We start from the raw sequence: 21,562 nt of genomic DNA on the forward strand, positions 1-21,562 counted from the left end.
GCAATTCGCAGCCGAACCCGCCAGTCTTGTCTACACTGACTCACATTCATCAGCTGCCTGCGCGCAGTACTGCGCTGCGCCGTCCCCAGCAACCGGAATTGCCATTTCCAGACAAGGAGCACGCATGACTGCCATACCCCGCCTGGCCCACCTGCCGCTGGCCACCCTGATCAGTACGTTTTGCCTGTGCAGTGCCACCCTGGCCGCGGTTGAAGACCCAGCCGACATCATCTTCTACGGCGGCCCCATTCTCACCATGGACGACACTTATCCCAACGTCGAAGCGGTCGCCGTGGATAACGGCATCATCGTCGGGGTCGGCAGCCGCCGCGATCTCGAAGCAGATTTTCGCGGTGCTGAGACACAGCTACGCAACCTCAACGGGCACACGCTGATTCCGGGCTTCGTTGACGCCCACAGCCATCTCTCCTTTGTCGGCGTACAGGCGATTGCCGCCAACCTGTTGCCACCACCCGACGGCCCCGGGAGTTCGATCGCGGCTCTGCAGGCCGCACTGCAGCAGTACTTGGCTACCAATACCCGCGCGCAGGACTATGGCGTACTGATCGGCTTCAACTACGACGACTCGCAACTGCTGGAGCAACGCCACCCGACCCGCCAGGAGCTCGACGCCGTGTCCACCACGCTGCCGATCATGGCCATTCATCAGTCCGGTCATCTAGGTGTGTATAACAGCAAGGCGCTCGAAGTACTGGGCATCAATGCCAGCACGGCTGACCCGGAAGGCGGTACCATCTACCGCGAGGAAGATGGCGTCACGCCTAACGGCTTGATGGCGGAGAACGCGCACATCTCTGCGTTGCTGAAGCTGCTGCCCGAATTCACCGCTGAGCAGCGCATCGACATGCTCAACAAGGCCCAGCAGATCTATCTGGCCAACGGCTTTACCACCATTCAGGATGGCCGTACCTCGCCCGGCACTCTACAAGGCCTGGCACAGGCCGCCAAAGCCGGCTATTTCAAAGCGGATGTGGTCGCCTATCCCGATCTGGTCGTCAATCTGGAAAACCCACTGCTCGACAGCCCGTTGATGTCGCGTACCTACACCGACCACTTCCGTATCGGCGGCGTGAAACTGACCTTCGATGGCTCGCCGCAGGGCAAGACCGCCTGGTTTACCCACCCCTACTTCCAGCCACCAGCCCACGAGCATGACGACTACAGCGGCGCCCCGCTGTTCGCCGATGACGCCGAAGCCAGGCGCCTGATGGAAATGGCCTATACCAATGGTTGGCAGGTGATGGTGCACGCCAACGGCGATGCCGCCATCGACCAGTTGATCCGTCTGACCGATACCGTACAGCGTGAAATACCGGAAGTAGACGACCGCCGCACTGTGCTAATCCACGGCCAGTATCTGCGCCCGGACCAGATTCCGCAGCTGGCGACCCTGGGCATCTTCCCCTCGCTGTACCCCATGCACACGTTCTACTGGGGTGACTGGCATCGCGATTCAGTGGCGGGTCCGGAGCTGGCCAAATTCATCTCACCGACCGGCGCGGTCTACCGCTCAGGCATGAAGTTCAGCATCCATTCGGATGCACCCGTTACCTTCCCCGATTCCATGCGCATTCTGCACAGCGCCACCAACCGGGTAACCCGCAGCAACCTGATTCTCGGCCCGGAGGAGCGTCTGGACGCACTCACCGCACTGAAGGCCATGACCATCTGGCCGGCCTACCAGCACTTTGAGGAGCACAGCAAGGGTTCAATCGAAAAGGGCAAGCTAGCTGATCTGGTGATCCTGTCGCACAACCCGGTCACCCTGCAGCGCGAGCAACTGCTCGGCGTCAAAGTGCTGGAAACCATCAAGGAAGGCGAAACCCTGTTCCAGACAACCTACCCCTAAGCACACGCCAGACAAGGAGGCATCGACATGAAACCAGACTACGAATCCGCGGCGGCCGCGACCGCATCGGTACCCGCCCTGCTTGGCGACCTTGGACGCAACTGGGGCTGGCTGCTGGCGCTGGGTATTCTATTCATCGTGCTCGGCTTTATCGGGCTGGGCATGAGCGTCACCCTGACCATTGCTACGGTATTTGTATTCGGCGTGATGCTGCTGGCGGGTGGCGCGCTGCAACTGGTCGATGCGATCCGCAGCAAGCACGCTAGCGGCCGGCTGATCAGCGGTCTGATGGGCGTGCTTTACCTGCTGGGCGGCTTTCTGCTGGTCAGCAAGCCATTGGCTGGCTCCGCGGTAATCACCTTGCTGCTCGCCGCGGCTTTTTTCGCAATTGGTCTGGTACGCATCCTTCTTGGCTTGCAGCTGCGCGGCAGTGGCGCGAGCTGGGGCTGGCTGGTCTTTGCCGGCGCCATCTCATTGCTGCTGGCCTGCATGATTTTTTTGCAGTGGCCAGCATCGGCACTCTGGCTGATCGGCATGCTGGTCGCCATAGAAATGCTGGTACATGGCTGCGCCTACGTGATGCTGGCGTTAGCCGCCCGCGCCGTCAGCCGCTGAGCGCGCGACGCTTGCCACGACCCAACAGCAACCCCACCAGCAACAGAACGCCCAGCGCAGCATAAAGACCGCGCTGCACCCACAGGGCGTGGCGGCTGTAAAAGCTGCCGCCGGCCTGGGCGTCAAAGGGCATGTCGACCAGCCGCTCAGCTCGTGAAAATGCCTGTGTACTGGCGACCACGCGACCGCTGGGCGCGGTGGCGACCGAAGGACCATTGTTGATCAGATGCACCATAGGTACGCGATTCTCTACCCCGCGCACGATCGACATGTCACGGTGCTGAAAAGGCTGCGAGGTCTCGCCGAACCAATTGTCCTGCGACAGGAACAGCAGCAGCTTGCCGCCGGCATCACTACCAATCGATTGCGCCACAAACTGCGGAAACGCAGTCTCATAACAGACCTTGGGAATCACCCGCATATCGCCGACAGAAAATACCTGATGGTCGCTCCCGGCGCCCAGCGGTCGCAGGTAATCGCCCATGAACAGGCGCGTGATATACCCCACGCCCGGCAGCTGAAAGAACGGTGGCAGGTACTCGCCAAAGGGCATGCGCTTGACCTTGCGGTACTGTCCAGCCAGTTGCCCTTTGCCGTCGAGCCAGGCCACCGTGTTGAAGCTGACCTTCTCCGCATTTATCCAGCGATTCTCGACATCATGGAAGAACAGCGGCACACCCCAGCTACCCACCTCTTTGGTGTAGCCCTGGCGCACGGTGAACATATCGTAATAACCCTTGTAACGCGCCTCCGGCCAGGCTACCCACTGTGCGCCGGCCTTGGCCAGCCGGCGGCTGGCTACCATTTCTTCCGGAGACTCCCGTGTGAAACCCTCGCGCGGTGCTGGAATACGCCGGCTTGGCGCGTCATTGGGCTGAACCAGGCCAATACGGGTGGTCTCCCAGTTGCGTACCTGCGAATCCCAGTAAGACAGAGCATAAAAACCATAGGCAAACCACAGCAGAATAACGAGTGCCGCCGCCGACATGCCCAACGCCGCAGCGCGGCCCTGGCTGTGCTGCGCTTGCAGCAGCTGAAACAACAGCACACTGAAAAGCAGCATGATCAGGTTAAGTCCCTGCGCGCCAATCAGATCAACGCCCTGCAGCGCCACCAGAAAACGCGCCTGCCCCTCGGCGAAGTCGGTAATAAACAGTTGTGGGAAGAGCGTCATGACGCTCACCACAATCAACGGGAAGCTGAGCAAATCCCAGCGCGGCAGTCGAAACGAAAACCAACGGTAAAGCAGGCAGGCAAAGCCGACAGCCAACCCTGTGTAAAGCCAGAAAAGCGACGCCAGAAAGGCGCTGACCAGCCAGGAGAGCCCCTTGAGATGCATCATGAAGCCGATCATCCAGTGGCTGGCACCAGCAAAACACAGCACCCCCGCCAGCCAGCCAAGCAGAAAGGCCGCTGGCAAACGGGTATCCCGCAGCGCGTACAGTAACGGCACACCTGCGAGCCAGCCGGTCCAGAACAGCATGGGGTTGACCCAGGGTGCATACATCATCAACCCACTGACTATGGCCAGTAACGCTCGCGTCCTCCAGGCAACCGCGCGCGCGCGCTTGGCCGGCACCAGGGATTGTGTTGTCAGCGTCGCGGACGGAGTATCAAACGGCGACATGAAACCTCTTGTTATTATTCAGCGGCTGATTCAGCCCGACTGCTCAGACCGGCGCGCCGCAGACCATGGGGCCTAAAACCAGCCCTGACAATAGAATCGCTACCGATAGCAAAACATCACCTGATAGGGTGAATTTTCCGCTTGATCGCAGACTGGCACCGGCCGAATAAAACCCGCTATCCTTGGCACTTCGCTAGACACTGGAGGCGTGTTATGCCCCATTGGTTGACAGGCATGCTGACCTGCCTGCTGATACTGCTCAACACCCTGGTCGGCATTGGCCCCATGCTGATCCTTGGTGTGCTCAAAGCCGTTATCCCCCACACCGGGCTGCGCCGCCTTTGCTCCCGCGGCGTGATGTGGATTGCCGAAACCTGGGCGGAACTCAACAAGGCCATTTTTCACGCCCTGCTGCCTACGATCTGGGAGGTGCACTGCGACACCCCGCTGGAGAAGGACCACTCTTATCTGGTCATCAGCAACCACCAGTCCTGGGTAGACATCCCGGCGCTGGTGAACGCCTTCAACCGCAAGACGCCGTACTTCAAATTCTTTCTCAAACGCGCACTGATCTGGGTGCCCTTTCTCGGTCTGGCGTTCTGGGCGCTCGACTACCCCTTCATGAAGCGCTACAGCAAGGCGCATCTGGCCAAACACCCGGAAGATCAGGGCAAGGATCTGGAGATCACCCGTCAGGCCTGCGAGAAGTTTCAACAGCTGCCCGTCACGGTAGTCAACTACCTTGAGGGCACCCGCTTTACCCCGGCCAAACAACAAGCGCAGCAATCGCCTTACCGGCATCTGCTGAAACCCAAGGCGGGCGGCATCGCCTTCGTGGTTGCTGCGCTGGGCGCGCAAATGCGCTCGGTGCTAGACGTGACCATTATTTATCCGGGTGAACGCCCCCCCGGTTTCTGGCAACTGGTCAGCGGTCGGGTAGCGCGGATCACCGTGGATATTCGCGGGCGCTCCCTGTCGGCGGATCTGATTCACGGCGATTATAGTCAGGACGCTGAATACCGCGCGCGCTTCCAACACTGGGTCAGCCAGCTGTGGCAGGAAAAAGACCGCCGTATCGACACGCTGCGCCAGTCCATTGCCGCTCAGGCCGGCAAGGCCGATATTACCGTCGACAAGGGCTGAACGGGCAACTGTAGCGCCTGTGCCACCTCGGCATTGCACAGCACGCCGCCACTCAGATTGAGCCCTTGCGCCAGATGCGCATCTTCCGTCAGTGCTCGCTTCACGCCCTTGTCGGCCAGCGCCAGCACAAAGGGCAGCGTGGCATTGTTGAGCGCCTGCGTCGAAGTGCGGGCCACCCCACCCGGCATATTGGCCACGCAGTAATGCACTACCTCATCAATCACATAGGTTGGCTCTGCGTGGGTGGTCGGGGTGGAAGTTTCCGCACAGCCTCCCTGATCAATCGCCACATCCACCAGTACCGAGCCGGGCTGCATACGCTGGATCATCTCGGAACTGATCAACTTGGGCGCCGCCGCGCCCGGCACCAGCACAGCGCCGATGACCAGATCGGCGCCCAACAATTGCTCTTCCAGCGTGGCGCCGGTGGAATACAGCGTATTGATGCGATTACCATACTGCGCATCCAGCCGGCGCAGCGCGTCCGGGTTCTTGTCCAGCACAGTGACATCGGCGCCCAAGCCCACCGCCATCGCCAAGGCGTTGCTGCCGACCACCCCGCCGCCCAGAATCACTACCCTACCTCGCGGCACGCCCGGCACCCCACCCAGCAGTACGCCGCGTCCACCGCGGGCCTTCTCCAGGCAACCAGCCCCGGCCTGAATGGCCATGCGGCCGGCCACTTCAGACATGGGCGCCAGCAAAGGCAGACGGCCTTGCGCATCGGTTACGGTTTCGTAGGCAATGCAGATGGCGTTGCTGTCCAGCAAGGCCTCGGTCTGCGCTCGATCGGGCGCCAGGTGCAGATAAGTAAACAGGATCTGGCCGGGGCGCAGCCGTGCACATTCCTCGGGCTGCGGCTCCTTTACCTTGACCAGCATGTCGGCCTGCGCAAATACCTCGTCCACCGGCAGCAGCTCAGCGCCCGCCTGCTGATAGAGGGCATCGCTGTAGCCAATCGCGCTACCGGCATCGTGCTCGACAAACACGCGATGGCCACGGCGCACCAACTCCCGCACCGATTGCGGAATCAGGCCAACGCGGTACTCGTGGTTCTTGATCTCTTTCGGAACGCCAATATGCATGGCACTGCCTCCTCACCGATCAGTCAGTCAGTCAGTCAGTCATGACCTCAGTGTAGTTCGGCAACAGCCCTCTGCCGGCATCATTTACCAGCAATTCAATCCGTGCAGTCGACGGCTGGCGATAACGCCGTTGCCGCAACAATACGGTTGCGGCCCAGCCCTTTGGCCTCGTACATGCGCCGATCAGCCACCTTCAGCAGAGCGCTGAGATCATCGCCGTCCTGCCCCAGGGTTGCCACCCCACCGCTAAAACTGATCTGCAGTGTGCTTCCGCCGGCCACCCGCAAGGGCGCCGCATACAACTGCTGGCGCAGTTGATCGGCAAGCCGGGCGGCTTGCGCATGATCGGCACCAAGCAGCAGCAGGGCAAACTCTTCCCCGCCCAGCCGGCAGGCCAGATCAGAGCCACGCAACCGACTGGCCAGCAAAGCCGCCGCGTGTTGCAGGGCCTTGTCGCCAACATCATGCCCGTACTGATCATTCACCCGCTTGAAGAAATCGAGATCCAACACGACCAGCGAAAGCGCCATGCCGCTGCGTTCGGATTGGCTGCGCAACCGCTGGAACTCCTCGTTGAGGCGCATGCGGTTGGCAATACCTGTCAGGCTGTCAGTACCGGCCAACTCGATCAAACGTCGTTCATTGCGCACCCGACTGCGTTCGTAGATATGCGAAAACAGCATGACCGCCAGACTGCTGAACGCCAGATTGGTAATAATCAGCGCGTTCAGCGCATGTTCTCCGGTGATGTAACGCACATTGAACGCCACCACCGCGGCAGAAATGAAGCACAGCGACATCCACAATCCGCCACGCAAACCCAGCAGCAGATAGGAAATAATCGGAATGGTCTGGATCCAGGCAAACACAGTGAACGAGGTATTGGGCAACAGCAGTGCAAATACCATGATGCAAAAGAACGGCACCAGGTAGGCGATGGTCCAGGCCACCAGGTGTCTCGTGGTAGGTATCACAGGTATCAGACAAAGCGCGAAAAGTGCGTAGAGAAGCTCAAGCGAGGCGAGCAGATAAAGGCCCCGTACCACGTTCAATCCTGCGAAGATGAGACCAAACCCCAAGGTCAGCCAAAGTAGCGCACGCAATACCGAGCGGCGATGACTCTGATCCTGTTCTAGTTGCTCGGGCATTGTTTTCCTCTTGTTGTATGGCGCGATACATCGCGCCGCAGCAACCTACTTCGGGACAAACCATAGGCTCATAGTATCCATGCAATTGCTCAATATGCGAATGCCGTCTGAAAAAACAATGGCATTTCTGTTGAATGTCTTCTCAAGAGGTCAATAAGTTGTCATGCTTGCAAAATAGACTATTTAATGGCCATGTGCCTTTATCAATAGTAACAACGGCAGCGAAAACCAGACCAATAGCGCCAAGGATCAAGAAGTGACCGCAATCCCCTTGCTGGTATGTGACGACTCCAATATGGCTCGCAAGCAGCTGATTCGAGCGCTGCCGGCAAACTGGCCGTTCCGCATTACCCAGGCCACAAACGGGCTTGAAGGCCTGGAGGCCATTCGCGCCGGTGCAGGGCAAATTGTTCTGCTTGACCTGACCATGCCCGAGCTCGACGGCTTTGGCGTACTGGCGGCCCTGAGAGAAGAGGCGCTGACTCCTGAGGTCATCGTCGTCTCTGGCGACGTTCAGGAAGAAGCCGTCAGGCGTGCCAAGGCACTGGGCGCACGCGCCTTCATCAAGAAACCCGCTGACCCTATCCAATTGGCCGAAGCGCTCAACTCTCTTGGCGTTGAGGTACCGCTGACCACCGCGCCGGACGACCATCACACCAGCCAGCTGCCGCTGCCCAACGTCTCCTTCCGCGACGCCTTCCGTGAAGTATCCAACGTGGCCATGGGCCGGGCCGCCGAGCTGCTCGGGCGCGTGCTGGGTATTTTCATCAAGCTGCCGATTCCGAACGTCAACATTCTTGAAGTCGGTGAACTGCATATGGCGTTGGCCGACGCCCAGCGTGGCCAACGCTTGTCGGCCATCTGTCAGGGTTTTATCGGCGGCGGTGTCGCGGGCGAGGCACTCCTGATATTCCACGACTCGGAAATCGAGGATGTGGCACGCCTGCTCAATGCACAGGAAGATGAAAGCGCCCAGCTCGAAATGCTGCTGGACCTGGCCAGCATCATCATTGGCGCGTGTCTCAACGGCCTGTCAGAGCAGCTCAACATTACACTCTCGCAGGGGCACCCTCTGGTGCTCGGGCAGCACTGTCCGATTGAAGATCTGATCCGCATCAACCAGCGTCGCTGGAAGCGCACCCTGGCGGTCGAAATCAGCTATGGCCTCGAGAACCTGGAAATCCACTTCGACCTGTTGCTGCTGTTTACCGAGGATTCGGTACCCCGGCTGCGGGAGACCCTCGACTTCATGATCAACTGATCAGGTAATCAACCGAACATAGGCAAGGCGCATGGCTGCTCAGTTTGACATCGACGAACTCCATTGGCTGCTCGACATCGTGCAAAGCATTGATGTGGGCGTCGTGGTGATGGACCGCGACTACCGCATCGAGGTCTGGAACAGCTTCATGGAAAACCACTCCGGCCTTGGCTCGACGCAAGCCAACGAGAGCTCGCTGTTTGAACTCTTTCCGGAAATCGATCAAAGCTGGTTCACTCAGAAGGTCGAAACCTCGGTAATGCTTGGGACCCGCGCGTTCACTATCTGGGAGCAGCGTCCCAACCTGTTTCGTTTCAAGAGCTACCAGCCCATCACGGGCCTGGCTGACGAGATGTACCAGAACGTCACCATCTTGCCGTTGCGCAGCAGCAACGGCAAAACCGACCATGTCTGCCTGATTATTTATGATGTAACCGGTGTTGCTGTAAACAAACGGCAACTAGAGTCTGCCAATAATAAGCTCCGTGAGCTGGCGCTGCGGGACGGCCTCACCGGCCTGCTCAACCGTCGCTACTGGGAGAGCTGCCTGGAGCACGAGTTTGCCCGGCATCAACGCTACGACAATGAGGTCAGTCTGGTGATGTTCGATATTGACCACTTCAAGAAGGTCAACGACACCTTTGGTCACCAGGCCGGAGACGAAGTGATCCGCACCACCGCGCGCCTGACCGAGCAATTGGCCAGGGAAACGGATTTCTGCGGTCGTTACGGCGGTGAAGAGTTTGTGGTGCTGTTGCCCGATACCGCGCTTGAGGGGGCCCAGCAGTTTGCCGAGCGCCTGCGGCAGAGCGTTGAACGGCAACAGCTGGATCACCAGGGCACGCCCCTGAAATTTACCATCAGTTTGGGCGTCGCCCGCCTGACTGACGCCATGGAAAATTATCAGGCCCTGATAGAGCAGGCCGACAAAGCCCTATATCAGTCCAAGGAAGAGGGCCGCAACCGCACCACGGTGGCCGAATAACAAGTTTCGCCTCATTTTTGCGAACCGTTTCACATCTACACAATTCGAGCGTATGATGCGGAAAAAAGGAGGCTAGGCGTCAAGGAAGAGACACTATAGAGCCATAATCTGCCTAATAGACGTTTTTTTGACAACAGCCAAGCCATAGCACGTCAACACAACATACGGCAGTCCTATCATGAGCGAACCCAAACGAGGGTGGCGCTGGGCGTATCGCAAGGCCCGGAGTTACCACACGTCAAAAGCACAGGCGTTTTATCGCGCTACCCGTTACTGGGTGACCGGCGACACCGGCTCATTCATCAGCCACGGGGGCTTCCGCAAGACGCGTATTCGGCGCTGACACGCTGCCGGCTGGCAGCGGCGATCTGGTACACTGCAAAGCCTTTCTCTGCTGCAGGCCCACCCCGTGAACCCGACCGCCTTTGACTCGCTGAAACTGCCCACAGCCATGCTCGATACGCTGCAGCAAATGGGCTATGCAAGCATGACCCCCATCCAGGCCGAAGCCCTGCCGTTGATTCTGCAAGGCGACGATCTGTTGGCTCAGTCACGCACCGGTAGCGGCAAGACCGCCGCCTTTGGTATTGGTCTGCTGGCACCGCTGAACCCGCAGTTTTTTGGTTGTCAGGCCTTGGTACTCAGCCCCACCCGCGAACTTGCTACTCAGACCGCTACCGCGCTGCGCAGCCTGGCGCGCGGCCTGCCCAACATCAAGATTATCACCCTCTGCGGCGGCACGCCCTTCGGCCCCCAAGCCGCTTCGCTGGAACAGGGCGCCCATGTTATTGTTGGCACGCCCGGTCGCATTCAGGACCACTTGGCCCGCGGTACTTTGGCGCTCGATCACCTCAACTGCCTGGTACTGGATGAGGCCGATCGCATGCTCGACATGGGCTTTGTCGATCCCATTCGCGAGATCATCGGGCATACCCCTGCCCGGCGTCAGACCCTGCTGTTCTCGGCCACCTACCCGGCCGGCCTGAAAGCGCTTGCTGCAGAGTTCATGCGCAACCCGCAGCAGGTGACCATCGAAGATGCCAGCCCGAGCAACCCCATCACCCAACGCTTCTACGAGATAGACGACGCGCAGCGCTTCGACGCTGTGCTGCGCCTGCTCGCAGCCAATCGTCCGCAACCTTGCATTGCCTTCTGTCATACGCGGCAACAGTGTCAGGAATTGGCCGACTTCCTCAATGCCAACAGCATCAGCGCTCAGGCGCTGCACGGTGACATGGAGCAACGCGACCGTGATCAGGTACTGGCGCTGTTTGCCAACCAGAGCTGCAGCGTACTTACCGCCACCGACGTTGCCGCTCGCGGTATCGATATCGAAGGCGTCGCGGCGGTAATCAACGTTGAACTCTCTGCCGATCCCGCAGCCCACACCCACCGCATCGGCCGCAGTGGCCGCGCAGGCCAATCCGGCCTGGCACTCAGTCTGGTAGCTCCGCGTGAACTCAAACGTCTGCGCGCAATCGAAGACAACAGCAGCGAGCCGCTTGACTGGCAGGAAATCGACAGCCTGCCAGCCAAACTGGAGCAACCACTGACAGCCCCGATGCGTACCCTCGCCGTGGCCGGTGGCCGCAAGGACAAAATGCGCCCTGGCGACCTGCTCGGCGCCCTGACCGGTGACGCGGGTTTGCCAGGCGATGCCATTGGCAAGATCAGCATCAGCGACTTTCAGGCGCTGGTTGCCATTCGCCGCGATCAAGCCAAGCTAGCGCTGACCAGATTAAGCGACGGCAAGATCAAGGGGCGGCGCTTCAAGGTTCGCCTACTGCCCTGAATCGGCAAACTAAAAACCGTTTTACCTGCATCGCTACCTGATAACGAGGGCTGTTCATGGATGCCAGTCAGCAACTGATTCTGTTGATCCTCGGTTGTACCATTGCCCTGTTTCTCTGGGGCCGCTGGCGCCACGACGTCGTCGCCCTCGCCGCGCTCATGGCCTGCGTGCTGACAGGCCTGACGCCCGCTGCAGATGCCTTCGTCGGCTTTGGCCACCCCGCGGTGATCACCGTGGCTGCGGTGCTGATCCTCAGCAAAGGCCTGCAAACCACCGGCGCAGTAGAAGCCTTGGCGCAGCGCGCACTACCCAAGCGTGGCGGCCTGCTCAGCTTGGCGGTGCTGACGCTGCTGGGCGCCTGCCTGTCGGCCTTCATGAACAACGTTGGCGCCATGGCACTACTGATGCCGCTGGCCCTGCAGCTGTCCGCTCGCGAAGGCCTGCCCCCGGGGCGAGTACTGATGCCCCTGGCCTTCGGCACCATTCTTGGCGGCATGACCACGCTGATCGGTACACCGCCCAACCTCATCGTATCGGGCTTCCGCGCCCGCCAGGACCTGGGCAACTTCGGCATGTTCGACTTCACCCCGGTCGGCCTGAGCGTCGCCCTTGGAGGGGTCCTGTTCGTGGTCTTGGCCAGTCGCTGGCTAGTACCCAAACGGGCGCAGCCAGACGTTGGCAGCTTTGATACCGGCACCTACCTGACCGAAGTGCACATCGACGCCGACAGCAAGGCTGATGGCAAGACGCTGGCGGAAGTTGAACAGCTACTGGAAGATAACGACGCACAGATCGTCGGCATGGTGCGTAACGACTTTCGCGTCACCGCCCCCCTGCCCGGGCGCCTGCTACGCGCTGGCGATATTCTGGTGATCGAGGCAGAACCAGAGGGCCTTGGCGCTTCACTGACCCGGCTGGGCCTGAAACTTGAGGAAGCGGTAGCCCCGAGCAGCCCAGACAAGGCGGAAGCGGATGCTGCCAATGGAGACGAGGACGCTAGTGCCGCACAGGACAGCGCCGCAGGCGAAGCTGATACCGCGCAGGCAGTGAAGGATTCCAACGGCGTACAGGACACCGAAACCGCCAAGGCCAAGGAGCCGCAGAAAGAGAACGACAGCAAGCCCGCCCTCTCCGACGAGATCGCAGTGCAGGAGCTGGCTGTGCAGCCCAGCGCCACCATCCTTGGCCGCAGCGCATCAGACATTCAGCTGCGCACACGCTTCGGCATCAATTTGCTGGCAATCTCGCGGCGGGGTCACAGATCCATTCGACGCCTGCGCTGGACCGAGATTCAGGCCGGCGACGTGCTGTTGATGCAAGGCACCCCCGAGGCCATCTCCGGCTTTGCCAGCGAGTACGGCTGCGTCCCGCTGGCTCCACGCTCAATCCTGATTCCGGACCGACGCAAGGCACTTTATGCTGTCAGCATCATGCTTGGCGCCATCGCCCTGGCCGCGTTCGGCATACTACCGGCGGCCGTGGCTTTCATGGCTGGGGTGCTCGGCTACATGCTGACTCGGGTCATTCCGCTGCGGCGCATCTATGAAGCGGTGGACTGGCCGATCATCGTCCTGCTGGCAGCCTTGATGCCAATGGCCGCCGCCATGGCCGACACTGGCGCCGCCGACCTGCTGGCGCAGACCTTGCTGCAACACTTTGCCCAAGGCAATGCCATCATCGCGCTGACGCTGATGCTGGTCGTCACCATGACGCTCTCCGATTTCATGAACAACGCAGCAACCGCGGCCGTCATGTGCCCGATCGCCCTCAGCGTCGCCAGTCAGTTGGGTGTCAATCCCGACAGTTTCCTGATGGCGGTGGCAATTGGCGCCTCCTGCGCCTTCCTGACACCCATCGGCCACCAGAACAACACGCTGATCCTGGGGCCGGGTGGCTTCCGCTTTGGCGACTATTGGCGGCTCGGGCTGCCACTGGAAATACTGGTGGTGCTGATCAGCATTCCCATGCTGTTGTGGGTCTGGCCGCTATGAAGCTGTCAGCGGGACAAAGTCTTCCTTGTAGCGCACCGCACAATCCGGGCAGGTAAAGCTGTCCGGCAACGCTTCCCAGCGGGTACCGGGGGCAAACCCCTGGTGCGGGTCACCCTCGGCCTCGTCGTACTCGTAATCACACTCCGGGCAGCGGTAACGACTCATGCGGCGACCTCCTCGGCGGCACCTTTTTCCTCAAGGCCATACTGACGAATCAGCATGTCGCGCTTGGCCGGCAGAAAGTTGATCCGTGAGGGGTCGCGATCAACCGCATCCAGCAGACGTTTGTCCATCACGCGAAACCACAGGCGCGGGAAGTAGGCCAGCAGATACATGCCGAAGTAGCCGTTCGGCAGCCGCGGCAAGTCCGGAAAGTCGCGCAGTGATTGATAACGCCGCGTGGGATGAGCATGGTGGTCGGAATGGCGCTGCAGGTGAAACAGCGCCCAGTTGGAAAACAGGTGATTGCTGTTCCAGGAGTGGTGCGGCTGGCAGCGCTCATAACGGCCGCTGGCCTGCTTCTGGCGCAGCAAGCCATAGTGCTCAAGGTAATTCGCCTGGGTCAGCTGGAAGGCACCCCAGAACGCGATCAGCAGCATCACCGGCAGCATTTCTATGCCCAGCCAGGCGATCAGCCCGATATAGAGCACGGCGCTGATCAGCCCCGGTTGCAGGATTTCGTTATCCAGGCTCCAGACCGACTTGCCACAGCGGTCCAACCGCTGCGCCTCCAGATCCCAGGCCCGGAAGAAGGCGCCGGGCATTTCGCGGAAGACGAAACGGTAGATACTCTCGCCCATGCGCGCCGAGGCGGGATCTTCCGGGGTAGCGACGTCGCGATGATGGCCGCGATTGTGCTCGACAAAAAAGTGTCCATAACACCCCAACGCCAAGGTTATCTTGGCCAGCCAGCGCTCCAGCGCGCTCTTTTTGTGGCCCATTTCATGCCCCAGATTGAGCCCAAAGCCGAGCGACCCGCCGGTCGCCAGGATCACCGCCAGGGTGCCGTACCAGGGCAACTCGTGGGTACCAAGAAAAATGATATTGACCAGAAAGCTGGCCCACAGAATGGGCACCAGCGCGTAGGTAACATAGCGGTAATAGGGGTCGGCTTCGAGCGCCGGCACCGCCTCTTCGGGGGGATTGCTGAGGTCCTCGCCAAGCACGCCGTCGAGCATCGGAATCACGACATAACCAAACAGCGTGGACAGCCACAGCCAGATGATCTGCGGCGACACAAACATATAAAGCAGCGGGCCTACCAGAGCGAGGCCCGGCACCATCAACGAAAACAGCCAGAGCCGGCGTTTTCGATCCACGTAGCCCGACAGGCCATTATCCTGCGCAGCGAAAGCAGTCATGCGGTCATCCTCTTGTTGTTATGGCTATGACCGTTACATCTTCTGCCTCACCTGCCGCTGCCACACCCGTTGCAAGCGGCAATTTATCGTCATATTGTGACAACAGCGCACGCACAACCAACAACAATAAAGCAGGCCCAGCATGCCATCAGCCCCCTACTGGCTTGGCCCGGCGGTTCACCCGGTGTATGCCCGACTGGTCTACGCCGAGCTACTGCGCCAGGGACTTAACGCCACCCAGTTGCAGACCGACAGCGCACTGGATTGGCAGCGACTGCTGCACGATAACCACTTCCTCAACCTGAACCAGCTGCAGACCCTGCTATTGCAGGCTGTCGCCCTGAGCGGGCAACCCTGGCTTGGCTTTGCCGTGGGTATGCACACCGATGTCAGTGCACACGGCCCAGCCGGCTACGCCGCGGTGACCGCCAGCACACTCAAAGAAGGTATTCTGCTCAGCGAGCGCTACGCCAGCCTGCGCCAGCATCTGGCACGCTTTCGTCTGGAATCGGTTGAGCCTCCAGTGCTGGTTTTGGATGAGTTGAAGGTGCCGGATACGCTACGCGAGTACCTGCTGGGGCACTTCGTGACCGGTATGCTGCGCTTGCTGGAAACCCTCGGCGGGCAGCCGCTACAACAGCTGATAGGGATTGACTGGCCGCTGGCACGACCTGATTGGTGGACCGAGGTTGAGGGATATGCCGCACGCTGGCGGTTTGGCAGCGATGCGCTGCGCATTCATTTACCGCAAGGCCTGCTACAGCAACCTTGCCTGGGAGCGGATGCCGATGCCTGCGCACAGGCACTGCGCGACTGCGAACACCAGCTGGACCGTCAGCAACGGTGCGGCTCCATGAGTGAACGCATCAAACTGCGGCTACTGCGCTGTGAACCACCCTACCCCACGCTGGCCGAACTGGCCGCCCAGGAGAACCTGAGCGCACGCACGCTGATTCGCCACCTGCACAGCGAAGGCACCCGCTACCAGGTGTTACTCGACGACCTGCGCAGCGAGCAAGCCACCTGGCTGCTGTTGCACTCCGAGCTGAGCATGGAGCGTATCGCCGAACGTCTGGGTTACCAGGACACCAGTAACTTCAGTCGCACCTTCAGGCGCTGGCACGGCTGTGCGCCGCGCGACTACCGCCTGCGGCACCAGTCCCAGCAAGTGCCGACAGCCGGCTAAGCTCAGTTGCCCGGGGTGACGCGCAGGACGCTACCCTTGGCACTGTCGGTCAGCAGGTAGAGCGCGCCATCAGGCCCGGTGCGAACATCGCGAAAACGCACGCCCAACTCCTTGAACAGACTCTCCTGCTCAACTACCTGAGTGCCATCCAGCACCACCCGGCGTACCTCTTTGCCGGCTAGCGCCGAGACCAGCAGATTACCCTGCCACTGCGGGAACAGCTCGCCGCGATAGAGCGTCATGCCGGACGGCGCAATGGACGGAGTCCAGTGCAACAAGGGTTGCTCCAGGCCCGGCAGCTCGGTGTAGGGCGAGACCTGCGCGCCGTCGTAATCGATGCCATAGGTAATTTTCGGCCAGCCGTAATTCTTGCCGGCCTCGATCAGGTTGATCTCATCGCCACCGCGCGGACCGTGCTCATGGCTGAATATCCGACCCGTGTCCGCGTCGACCACAATGCCCTGTACGTTGCGGTGACCGATGCTGTAGAGCTCCGGCTGCGCGCCCGACTCAGCAACAAAGGGGTTGTCCTGCGGCGCGGAACCATCGCGATTCAAACGCACGATACTGCCCAGATGGTTGGTCGTATTCTGCGCTTGCTCGCGGTAGTCAAAGCCATCACCCAGGGTCAGTAACAGGGTGTCATCGGCCAGAAAGGCGATGCGCCCGCCATAGTGTGCGCTGCCTTTCTTGGCCGGCTCCACGCGGAAGATCTCCTGCGTGTTTTCCAGGGCGCTACCGTTGAAGCGAGCTGAGGCCAAACAAGTATGGTTGGCCTCAGCGGTGCCGCAGGCGTAGCTGAGAAACAACTCGCCCGACTCGGCAAAGTCGGGCGCCAGCGCCAGCCCCATCAGACCGGCCTGACTATTGACGAAGGCATCAGGCACACCGCTGACAGGCTCGGCCTGCAGTTCACCGGCTGCATTGATCAGGCGCAATCGTCCGGCACGCTCGGTCACCAACATGCCGCCATCGGGTAGAAACGCCAGCGACCACGGATAGGCCAGACCTTCAGCCACTGGCGTTACCTGATACTCGGCAGCCTGACTGGCACTGGCGGCCAGCAACAGGCCAACGGCAAAAACGGATTTATTCAACATGGCAATTCTCCTTTTACCGGGCTTCAGCCCAGCACCCGCAGCCCACGGCGCGCCTTGGGTTTGGTCAAGCGGCCGAACAGCCAGCTGCCCAGACCGACCGCCAGCATCATGCACAGCAGGCCCGAAGTAACCCGCGTCGCGGCGATAAAGGTAGGCATCGGCAGCAGGTGATTGGCCAGGGTAAAGGCGACCCAGATGCCGCCACCACCGGCCAACAGATACAGCAGGCCGCGCCAGGGCTTGAAAATACGTCCCAGTGCTTCAGCCACCGGCAGCGCCAACAGCAGGGTTGCAGCCACCATCACGGCAAAAATAGGGGTGAAGTGCAGCAGGTCGTGCCAGCTGGTGGCAAAGCGTGTGGGCATGTCCACCGGCACGCTCATCTCTTGCAGAAACAGCAGGTTGAACTGGGTTTGCACCAGACTGCCCAGTACAGTGGCGAGCGCCACCGCGAGCAGATAGAAAAGGATGATCCGCAGTACGGATACGAGCTTCATTCTTGTTTTCCTGATCAGACAAAGGGTGTGGATTCAAACGTCGGCGCGGCCTTCAGGCAGCTCTGGCAAGTTGCGCAGCGCCTGTTCATAGGCCGGCGTGTCAAAGGGCTGATCGCTGTCGAGCATGACGCCAATGCTGTGAGCCAGCACCTGCGCCATCAATTCCAGGCTTTCTTCCCGGGCATAGCCAACCAGGGTCAGCTTGTTCAGCGTAGCTTGGGTCGCCGCGGGTTCACCGGCGGCGAGCTGATTCTCGATAGCCTCAATCAGCTTGCTCTGGGCAAAAGCCTCGTCGACCTCATCATCGTTTTGCTGCATAGGATTGTCTCGGTGTCAGATCGCAACAGGGCGGCCGAAGCCGCCCTGCACTGCATCTCAGTTGATCTTGGGATCCAGTTCGCCGCGCGCGTAACGCTCGAACATGTCATCCAGGCAGATCGGCTTGATCTTGGAGGCATTGCCGGCGGTGCCAAAGGCTTCGTAGCGGGCAATACAGATGTCGCGCATGGCGTCGACGGTCTTGGCGAGGAACTTGCGCGGATCAAATTCGGCTGGGTTCTGCGCCATGAAGCGGCGTACCGCACCAGTGGAGGCCAGACGCAGGTCGGTGTCGATGTTGACCTTGCGTACGCCAAACTTGATGCCCTCAACGATTTCTTCCACCGGCACACCGTAGGTTTCCGGTATTTCGCCACCAAACTCGTTGATAACCTTCAGCCATTCCTGCGGCACGGAAGAAGAGCCGTGCATCACCAGATGGGTATCGGGGATACGCTGGTGGATCGCCTTGATCTGCTCGATGGCGAGAATATCGCCTGTCGGCGGACGGGTGAACTTGTACGCACCGTGGCTAGTGCCGATGGCGATTGCCAGCGCGTCAACGCCGGTTTGCTTGACGAAGTCAGCGGCTTCTTCCGGGTCGGTCAGCATCTGGCTGTGGTCGAGCACACCCTCGGCGCCAATGCCATCCTCTTCACCGGCCATCCCGGTTTCCAGGCTGCCCAGGCAACCCAGCTCGCCTTCTACGGACACGCCGCAGGCGTGCGCCATTTCGACGGTGCGACGAGTAACGTCCACGTTGTATTCGTAGCTGGTAGGCGTCTTGCCGTCTTCACCCAGTGAGCCGTCCATCATCACCGAGGAGAAACCCAGCTGGATGGAGCGCTGGCACACCGAAGGACTGGTGCCGTGGTCCTGGTGCATGCACACAGGAATGTGCGGAAACTCTTCGATCGCGGCCAGAATCAGATGACGCAGAAAAGGTGCGCCAGCGTACTTGCGGGCACCGGCCGAGGCTTGCACGATCACCGGGGAGTCGGTCTTGTCGGCCGCTTCCATGATGGCGCGCATCTGCTCCAGGTTGTTGACGTTGAACGCGGGCACGCCATAGCCGTATTCGGCGGCGTGGTCGAGCATCTGGCGCAGGCTGATCAGGGCCATAATCTATTTCTCCATAAAAAAGTTGTCATGGCGACAAGCTGCTAGCCTCAAGTGGCAAGCTGCCCGGTACATTCGGACAGTTTACTCGTCTCGCTTGAGCTTGGTCACCCCTTGCGCCCGGCTTGGCCGCAAGGGGGCAGCTTATCGTTTGCTTCTTTGCAGCAATTCGCGTGAAGCTGAATTTATTGCGCGCGCGACTCCAGCACTTCTACGGCGGGCAACACCTTGCCCTCGACAAACTCGAGGAAGGCACCGCCACCGGTGGAAATATAGGAAATCTGCTCGGCCACGCCGTACTTGTCGATAGCCGCCAGAGTGTCGCCACCGCCGGCAATCGAGAAAGCCGGGCTCTCGGCAATCGCCAGCGCCAGCGCCTTGGTGCCCTCGCCGAACTGATCAAACTCGAAGACGCCAACCGGGCCGTTCCACAAAATGGTGCCGGAGGCCTTCAGCAGCTCGGCGAACTGCGCGGCTGTCTGCGGGCCGATGTCCAGAATCATGTCATCGTCGGCAACATCCGCGACCAGCTTGATGCTGGCTTCGGCGTCTTCGGCAAAGGCCTTGGCAACGACGACGTCAACTGGCAGCGGCACGCTGACCTTGGCGGCAATCGCCTTGGCGGTATCCAGCAGGTCGGCCTCGTACAGGGACTTGCCGACCGGCAGACCGGCAGCGGCAAGGAAGGTATTGGCAATACCGCCACCCACGATCAGTTGATCGCATTTTTCCGACAACGCATTGAGCACGTCCAGTTTGGTCGACACCTTGGAACCCGCCACGATGGCCGCCATCGGACGCGCCGGCTTGTCCAGCGCCTTGGCCAGCGCGTCCAGCTCCGCCGCCAGCAGCGGGCCGGCGCAGGCGACTTTGGCAAACTTGGCAACGCCGTGGGTGGAGCCCTGCGCGCGGTGAGCAGTGCCAAAGGCGTCCATCACAAAGACATCACAGAGCGCAGCGTATTCCTGCGCCAGAGTATCGGTATTTTTCTTTTCGCCCGGATTGAAACGAACATTTTCCAACAGTACTACCTCGCCAGACTCTACGGTCACGCCGCCCAGGTAGTCGCGGATCAGCGGGACTTCACGGCCCAATGCCTTGCTCAGGTAGGCAGCGACCGGTGCCAGACTGTTCTCTTCACTGAACACGCCTTCTTCCGGGCGACCCAAGTGCGAGCACACCATGACCGCTGCGCCCTTCTCCAGCGCCAGCTTGATGGTCGGCAGCGAGGCAAGAATACGTGCATCGCTGCTCACCTGGCCGTTCTTGACCGGCACATTGAGGTCTTCACGAATGAGTACACGCTGGCCTTTCAGGTCCAGCTGATTCATGGTCAGTACGGTCATTTCCCGCTCCTTGATTGGTTAACTGTCAAAACTCGAAATCTAGTTTGCCGCGCCAACCGACTTCAGCGCTCACGCTGCAGCCAATAGCCGGCGACATCCAGCATGCGATTGGCAAAGCCCCATTCGTTATCAAACCAGACCAGCAGATTCACCAGTCGCGGGCCGGAGACCCGAGTCTGGCTGCCATCGACAATCGCTGAATGCGGATCGTGGTTGAAGTCACAACTGGCATGCGGCAGCTCGGTGTAGTCCAGCAGGCCGGCAAGCGGCCCTTGGGCAGCCTCACGCAACAGACGGTTGACCTCCTCAGCACTGGTATCGCGCGCGCAGAGCAAGGTGATGTCCAGCGCAGACACGTTCACCGTGGGCACCCGCACCGCCTTGGCCTGAATACGCCCTGCCAGTTCCGGCAACAAGCGCTCGATCCCCCGCGCCAGCCCGGTAGAAACCGGGATGATCGACTGAAAGGCCGAGCGCGTGCGCCGCAAATCACTATGGTGGTAGGCATCAATCACCGGCTGATCGTTCATTGCCGAATGAAGGGTAGTGATCGAAACCTGCTCCAGTCCCAACTGCTCGTTCAGCAGTTTGAGTAAGGGCACACCGCAATTGGTGGTACAGGACGCATTGGATACCAGCCGCGCATCGCTCGGCAGCTGTTGGTGATTTACGCCGTAAACCAGTGTGGCGTCCACCGCTTGCTCGCTGGCCATCGGCTGCGAAAACAACACCCGTGGCACACCCGCGTGGACAAAACGCAGGCCCTGCTCGCGTGTGGTGTACTGCCCCGAACACTCCAGCAGCAGGTCGATACCCAGCCCTTGCCAGTCAACGCCTTCCGGCTCGGACTGGCGCAGCACCTGAATATCCTGACCCTCCACCCGCAGGCAGTCGCCATCGAGCCGCACCTCGCCGGGAAAGCGGCCATGGGTGGAGTCGAAGCGAGTAAGGTATTCAATACTGTCGCGATCGGCCAAGTCATTCAGCGCGACTATCTGCAGCTCAGCGTCGCCGCGCTCGTGCAAGGCACGCAGCACACAGCGGCCGATGCGGCCATAGCCGTTCAGGGCAATGCGATAGGGTGCACGGGGCGCTGATAACATAGGGAGGTTTCTGAT

Annotated in this window: 19 protein-coding genes; 8 read left to right on the forward strand and 11 right to left on the reverse strand. The window is 60.5% G+C overall.

Annotated elements, in window-relative coordinates; translation table 11 throughout:
* The first annotated feature begins 124 nt into the window (after positions 1-124).
* Both V7747_RS05165 and V7747_RS05170 read left to right on the forward strand, forming a co-directional pair.
* Complete coding sequence (locus tag V7747_RS05165; RefSeq protein ID WP_335614991.1) at positions 125-1,870, forward strand: amidohydrolase; 1,746 nt, start codon at positions 125-127, stop codon at positions 1,868-1,870.
* A gap of 27 nt (positions 1,871-1,897) precedes the next feature.
* Positions 1,898-2,485 (forward strand): HdeD family acid-resistance protein, encoded by a 588-nt coding sequence (locus V7747_RS05170; RefSeq protein ID WP_335614992.1) that lies wholly within the window; start codon positions 1,898-1,900, stop codon positions 2,483-2,485.
* On the opposite strand, the gene lnt is transcribed toward V7747_RS05170, so the two are convergent.
* Positions 2,475-4,112: an apolipoprotein N-acyltransferase gene (gene lnt, locus V7747_RS05175; RefSeq protein WP_335614993.1), complete on the reverse strand. Its 1,638-nt coding sequence runs from the start codon at positions 4,110-4,112 to the stop codon at positions 2,475-2,477. The genes V7747_RS05170 and lnt overlap by 11 nt on opposite strands.
* Positions 4,113-4,325: 213 nt before the next feature.
* Here lnt and V7747_RS05180 point away from each other — a divergent pair, with 213 nt between their 5' ends.
* Complete coding sequence (locus V7747_RS05180; RefSeq protein WP_335614994.1) at positions 4,326-5,255, forward strand: acyltransferase; 930 nt, start codon at positions 4,326-4,328, stop codon at positions 5,253-5,255.
* On the opposite strand, the gene ald is transcribed toward V7747_RS05180, so the two are convergent.
* The gene (ald, locus tag V7747_RS05185) at positions 5,216-6,340 is read right to left on the reverse strand and encodes an alanine dehydrogenase (RefSeq protein WP_335614995.1); all 1,125 of its coding nucleotides are present in this window, start codon (positions 6,338-6,340) and stop codon (positions 5,216-5,218) included. The genes V7747_RS05180 and ald overlap by 40 nt on opposite strands.
* 95 nt (positions 6,341-6,435) lie before the next feature.
* The gene (locus V7747_RS05190) at positions 6,436-7,488 is read right to left on the reverse strand and encodes a GGDEF domain-containing protein (RefSeq protein WP_335614996.1); all 1,053 of its coding nucleotides are present in this window, start codon (positions 7,486-7,488) and stop codon (positions 6,436-6,438) included.
* Between the two features lie 256 nt (positions 7,489-7,744).
* On the opposite strand from V7747_RS05190, the gene V7747_RS05195 reads away from it, so the two are divergent.
* The 4 genes from V7747_RS05195 to V7747_RS05210 all read left to right on the forward strand — a co-directional run bounded on the left by V7747_RS05195 (position 7,745) and on the right by V7747_RS05210 (position 13,517).
* Positions 7,745-8,749: a response regulator gene (locus V7747_RS05195; protein ID WP_335614997.1), complete on the forward strand. Its 1,005-nt coding sequence runs from the start codon at positions 7,745-7,747 to the stop codon at positions 8,747-8,749.
* Between the two features lie 31 nt (positions 8,750-8,780).
* Positions 8,781-9,734, forward strand: a complete 954-nt coding sequence (locus V7747_RS05200) for a sensor domain-containing diguanylate cyclase (protein ID WP_335614998.1) — start codon at positions 8,781-8,783, stop codon at positions 9,732-9,734.
* Between the two features lie 409 nt (positions 9,735-10,143).
* A complete protein-coding gene (gene dbpA / locus V7747_RS05205; RefSeq protein WP_335614999.1) occupies positions 10,144-11,526 on the forward strand; it encodes an ATP-dependent RNA helicase DbpA in 1,383 nt (460 codons plus the stop codon).
* Positions 11,527-11,582: 56 nt separating this feature from the next.
* Positions 11,583-13,517 (forward strand): SLC13 family permease, encoded by a 1,935-nt coding sequence (locus V7747_RS05210; protein ID WP_335615000.1) that lies wholly within the window; start codon positions 11,583-11,585, stop codon positions 13,515-13,517.
* Here V7747_RS05210 and V7747_RS05215 read toward each other — a convergent pair.
* Both V7747_RS05215 and V7747_RS05220 read right to left on the reverse strand, forming a co-directional pair.
* Positions 13,512-13,682 (reverse strand): rubredoxin, encoded by a 171-nt coding sequence (locus V7747_RS05215; RefSeq protein ID WP_335615001.1) that lies wholly within the window; start codon positions 13,680-13,682, stop codon positions 13,512-13,514. The genes V7747_RS05210 and V7747_RS05215 overlap by 6 nt on opposite strands.
* Positions 13,679-14,878, reverse strand: coding sequence for an alkane 1-monooxygenase (locus tag V7747_RS05220; protein WP_335615002.1), 1,200 nt, complete (start codon positions 14,876-14,878; stop codon positions 13,679-13,681). Before V7747_RS05220 ends, V7747_RS05215 begins: the two co-directional genes overlap by 4 nt.
* A 142-nt stretch (positions 14,879-15,020) precedes the next feature.
* Between V7747_RS05220 and V7747_RS05225 the strand changes: the two genes are divergently transcribed.
* A complete protein-coding gene (locus V7747_RS05225) occupies positions 15,021-16,064 on the forward strand; it encodes a helix-turn-helix transcriptional regulator (RefSeq protein WP_335615003.1) in 1,044 nt (347 codons plus the stop codon).
* 2 nt (positions 16,065-16,066) lie between these two features.
* On the opposite strand, the gene V7747_RS05230 is transcribed toward V7747_RS05225, so the two are convergent.
* The 6 genes from V7747_RS05230 to epd all read right to left on the reverse strand — a co-directional run bounded on the left by V7747_RS05230 (position 16,067) and on the right by epd (position 21,547).
* Positions 16,067-17,164, reverse strand: coding sequence for a PQQ-dependent sugar dehydrogenase (locus tag V7747_RS05230; RefSeq protein WP_335615004.1), 1,098 nt, complete (start codon positions 17,162-17,164; stop codon positions 16,067-16,069).
* 23 nt (positions 17,165-17,187) lie between these two features.
* Positions 17,188-17,661, reverse strand: coding sequence for a hypothetical protein (locus V7747_RS05235; protein WP_335615005.1), 474 nt, complete (start codon positions 17,659-17,661; stop codon positions 17,188-17,190).
* A gap of 33 nt (positions 17,662-17,694) precedes the next feature.
* Positions 17,695-17,979, reverse strand: a complete 285-nt coding sequence (locus V7747_RS05240; protein ID WP_335615006.1) for a hypothetical protein — start codon at positions 17,977-17,979, stop codon at positions 17,695-17,697.
* A 57-nt stretch (positions 17,980-18,036) separates the two neighbouring features.
* Positions 18,037-19,101 carry a class II fructose-bisphosphate aldolase gene (fba, locus tag V7747_RS05245; RefSeq protein WP_335615007.1) on the reverse strand — a complete coding sequence of 355 codons (1,065 nt, stop codon included), beginning with the start codon at positions 19,099-19,101 and terminating at the stop codon, positions 18,037-18,039.
* A 182-nt stretch (positions 19,102-19,283) separates the two neighbouring features.
* Positions 19,284-20,444: a phosphoglycerate kinase gene (locus V7747_RS05250; protein WP_335615008.1), complete on the reverse strand. Its 1,161-nt coding sequence runs from the start codon at positions 20,442-20,444 to the stop codon at positions 19,284-19,286.
* Positions 20,445-20,506: 62 nt separating this feature from the next.
* Complete coding sequence (gene epd, locus V7747_RS05255) at positions 20,507-21,547, reverse strand: erythrose-4-phosphate dehydrogenase (RefSeq protein WP_335615009.1); 1,041 nt, start codon at positions 21,545-21,547, stop codon at positions 20,507-20,509.
* Between the last annotated feature and the right edge of the window lie 15 nt (positions 21,548-21,562).

It is taken from the genome of Halopseudomonas sp. (assembly GCF_036960865.1).
Classification (GTDB): domain Bacteria; phylum Pseudomonadota; class Gammaproteobacteria; order Pseudomonadales; family Pseudomonadaceae; genus Halopseudomonas.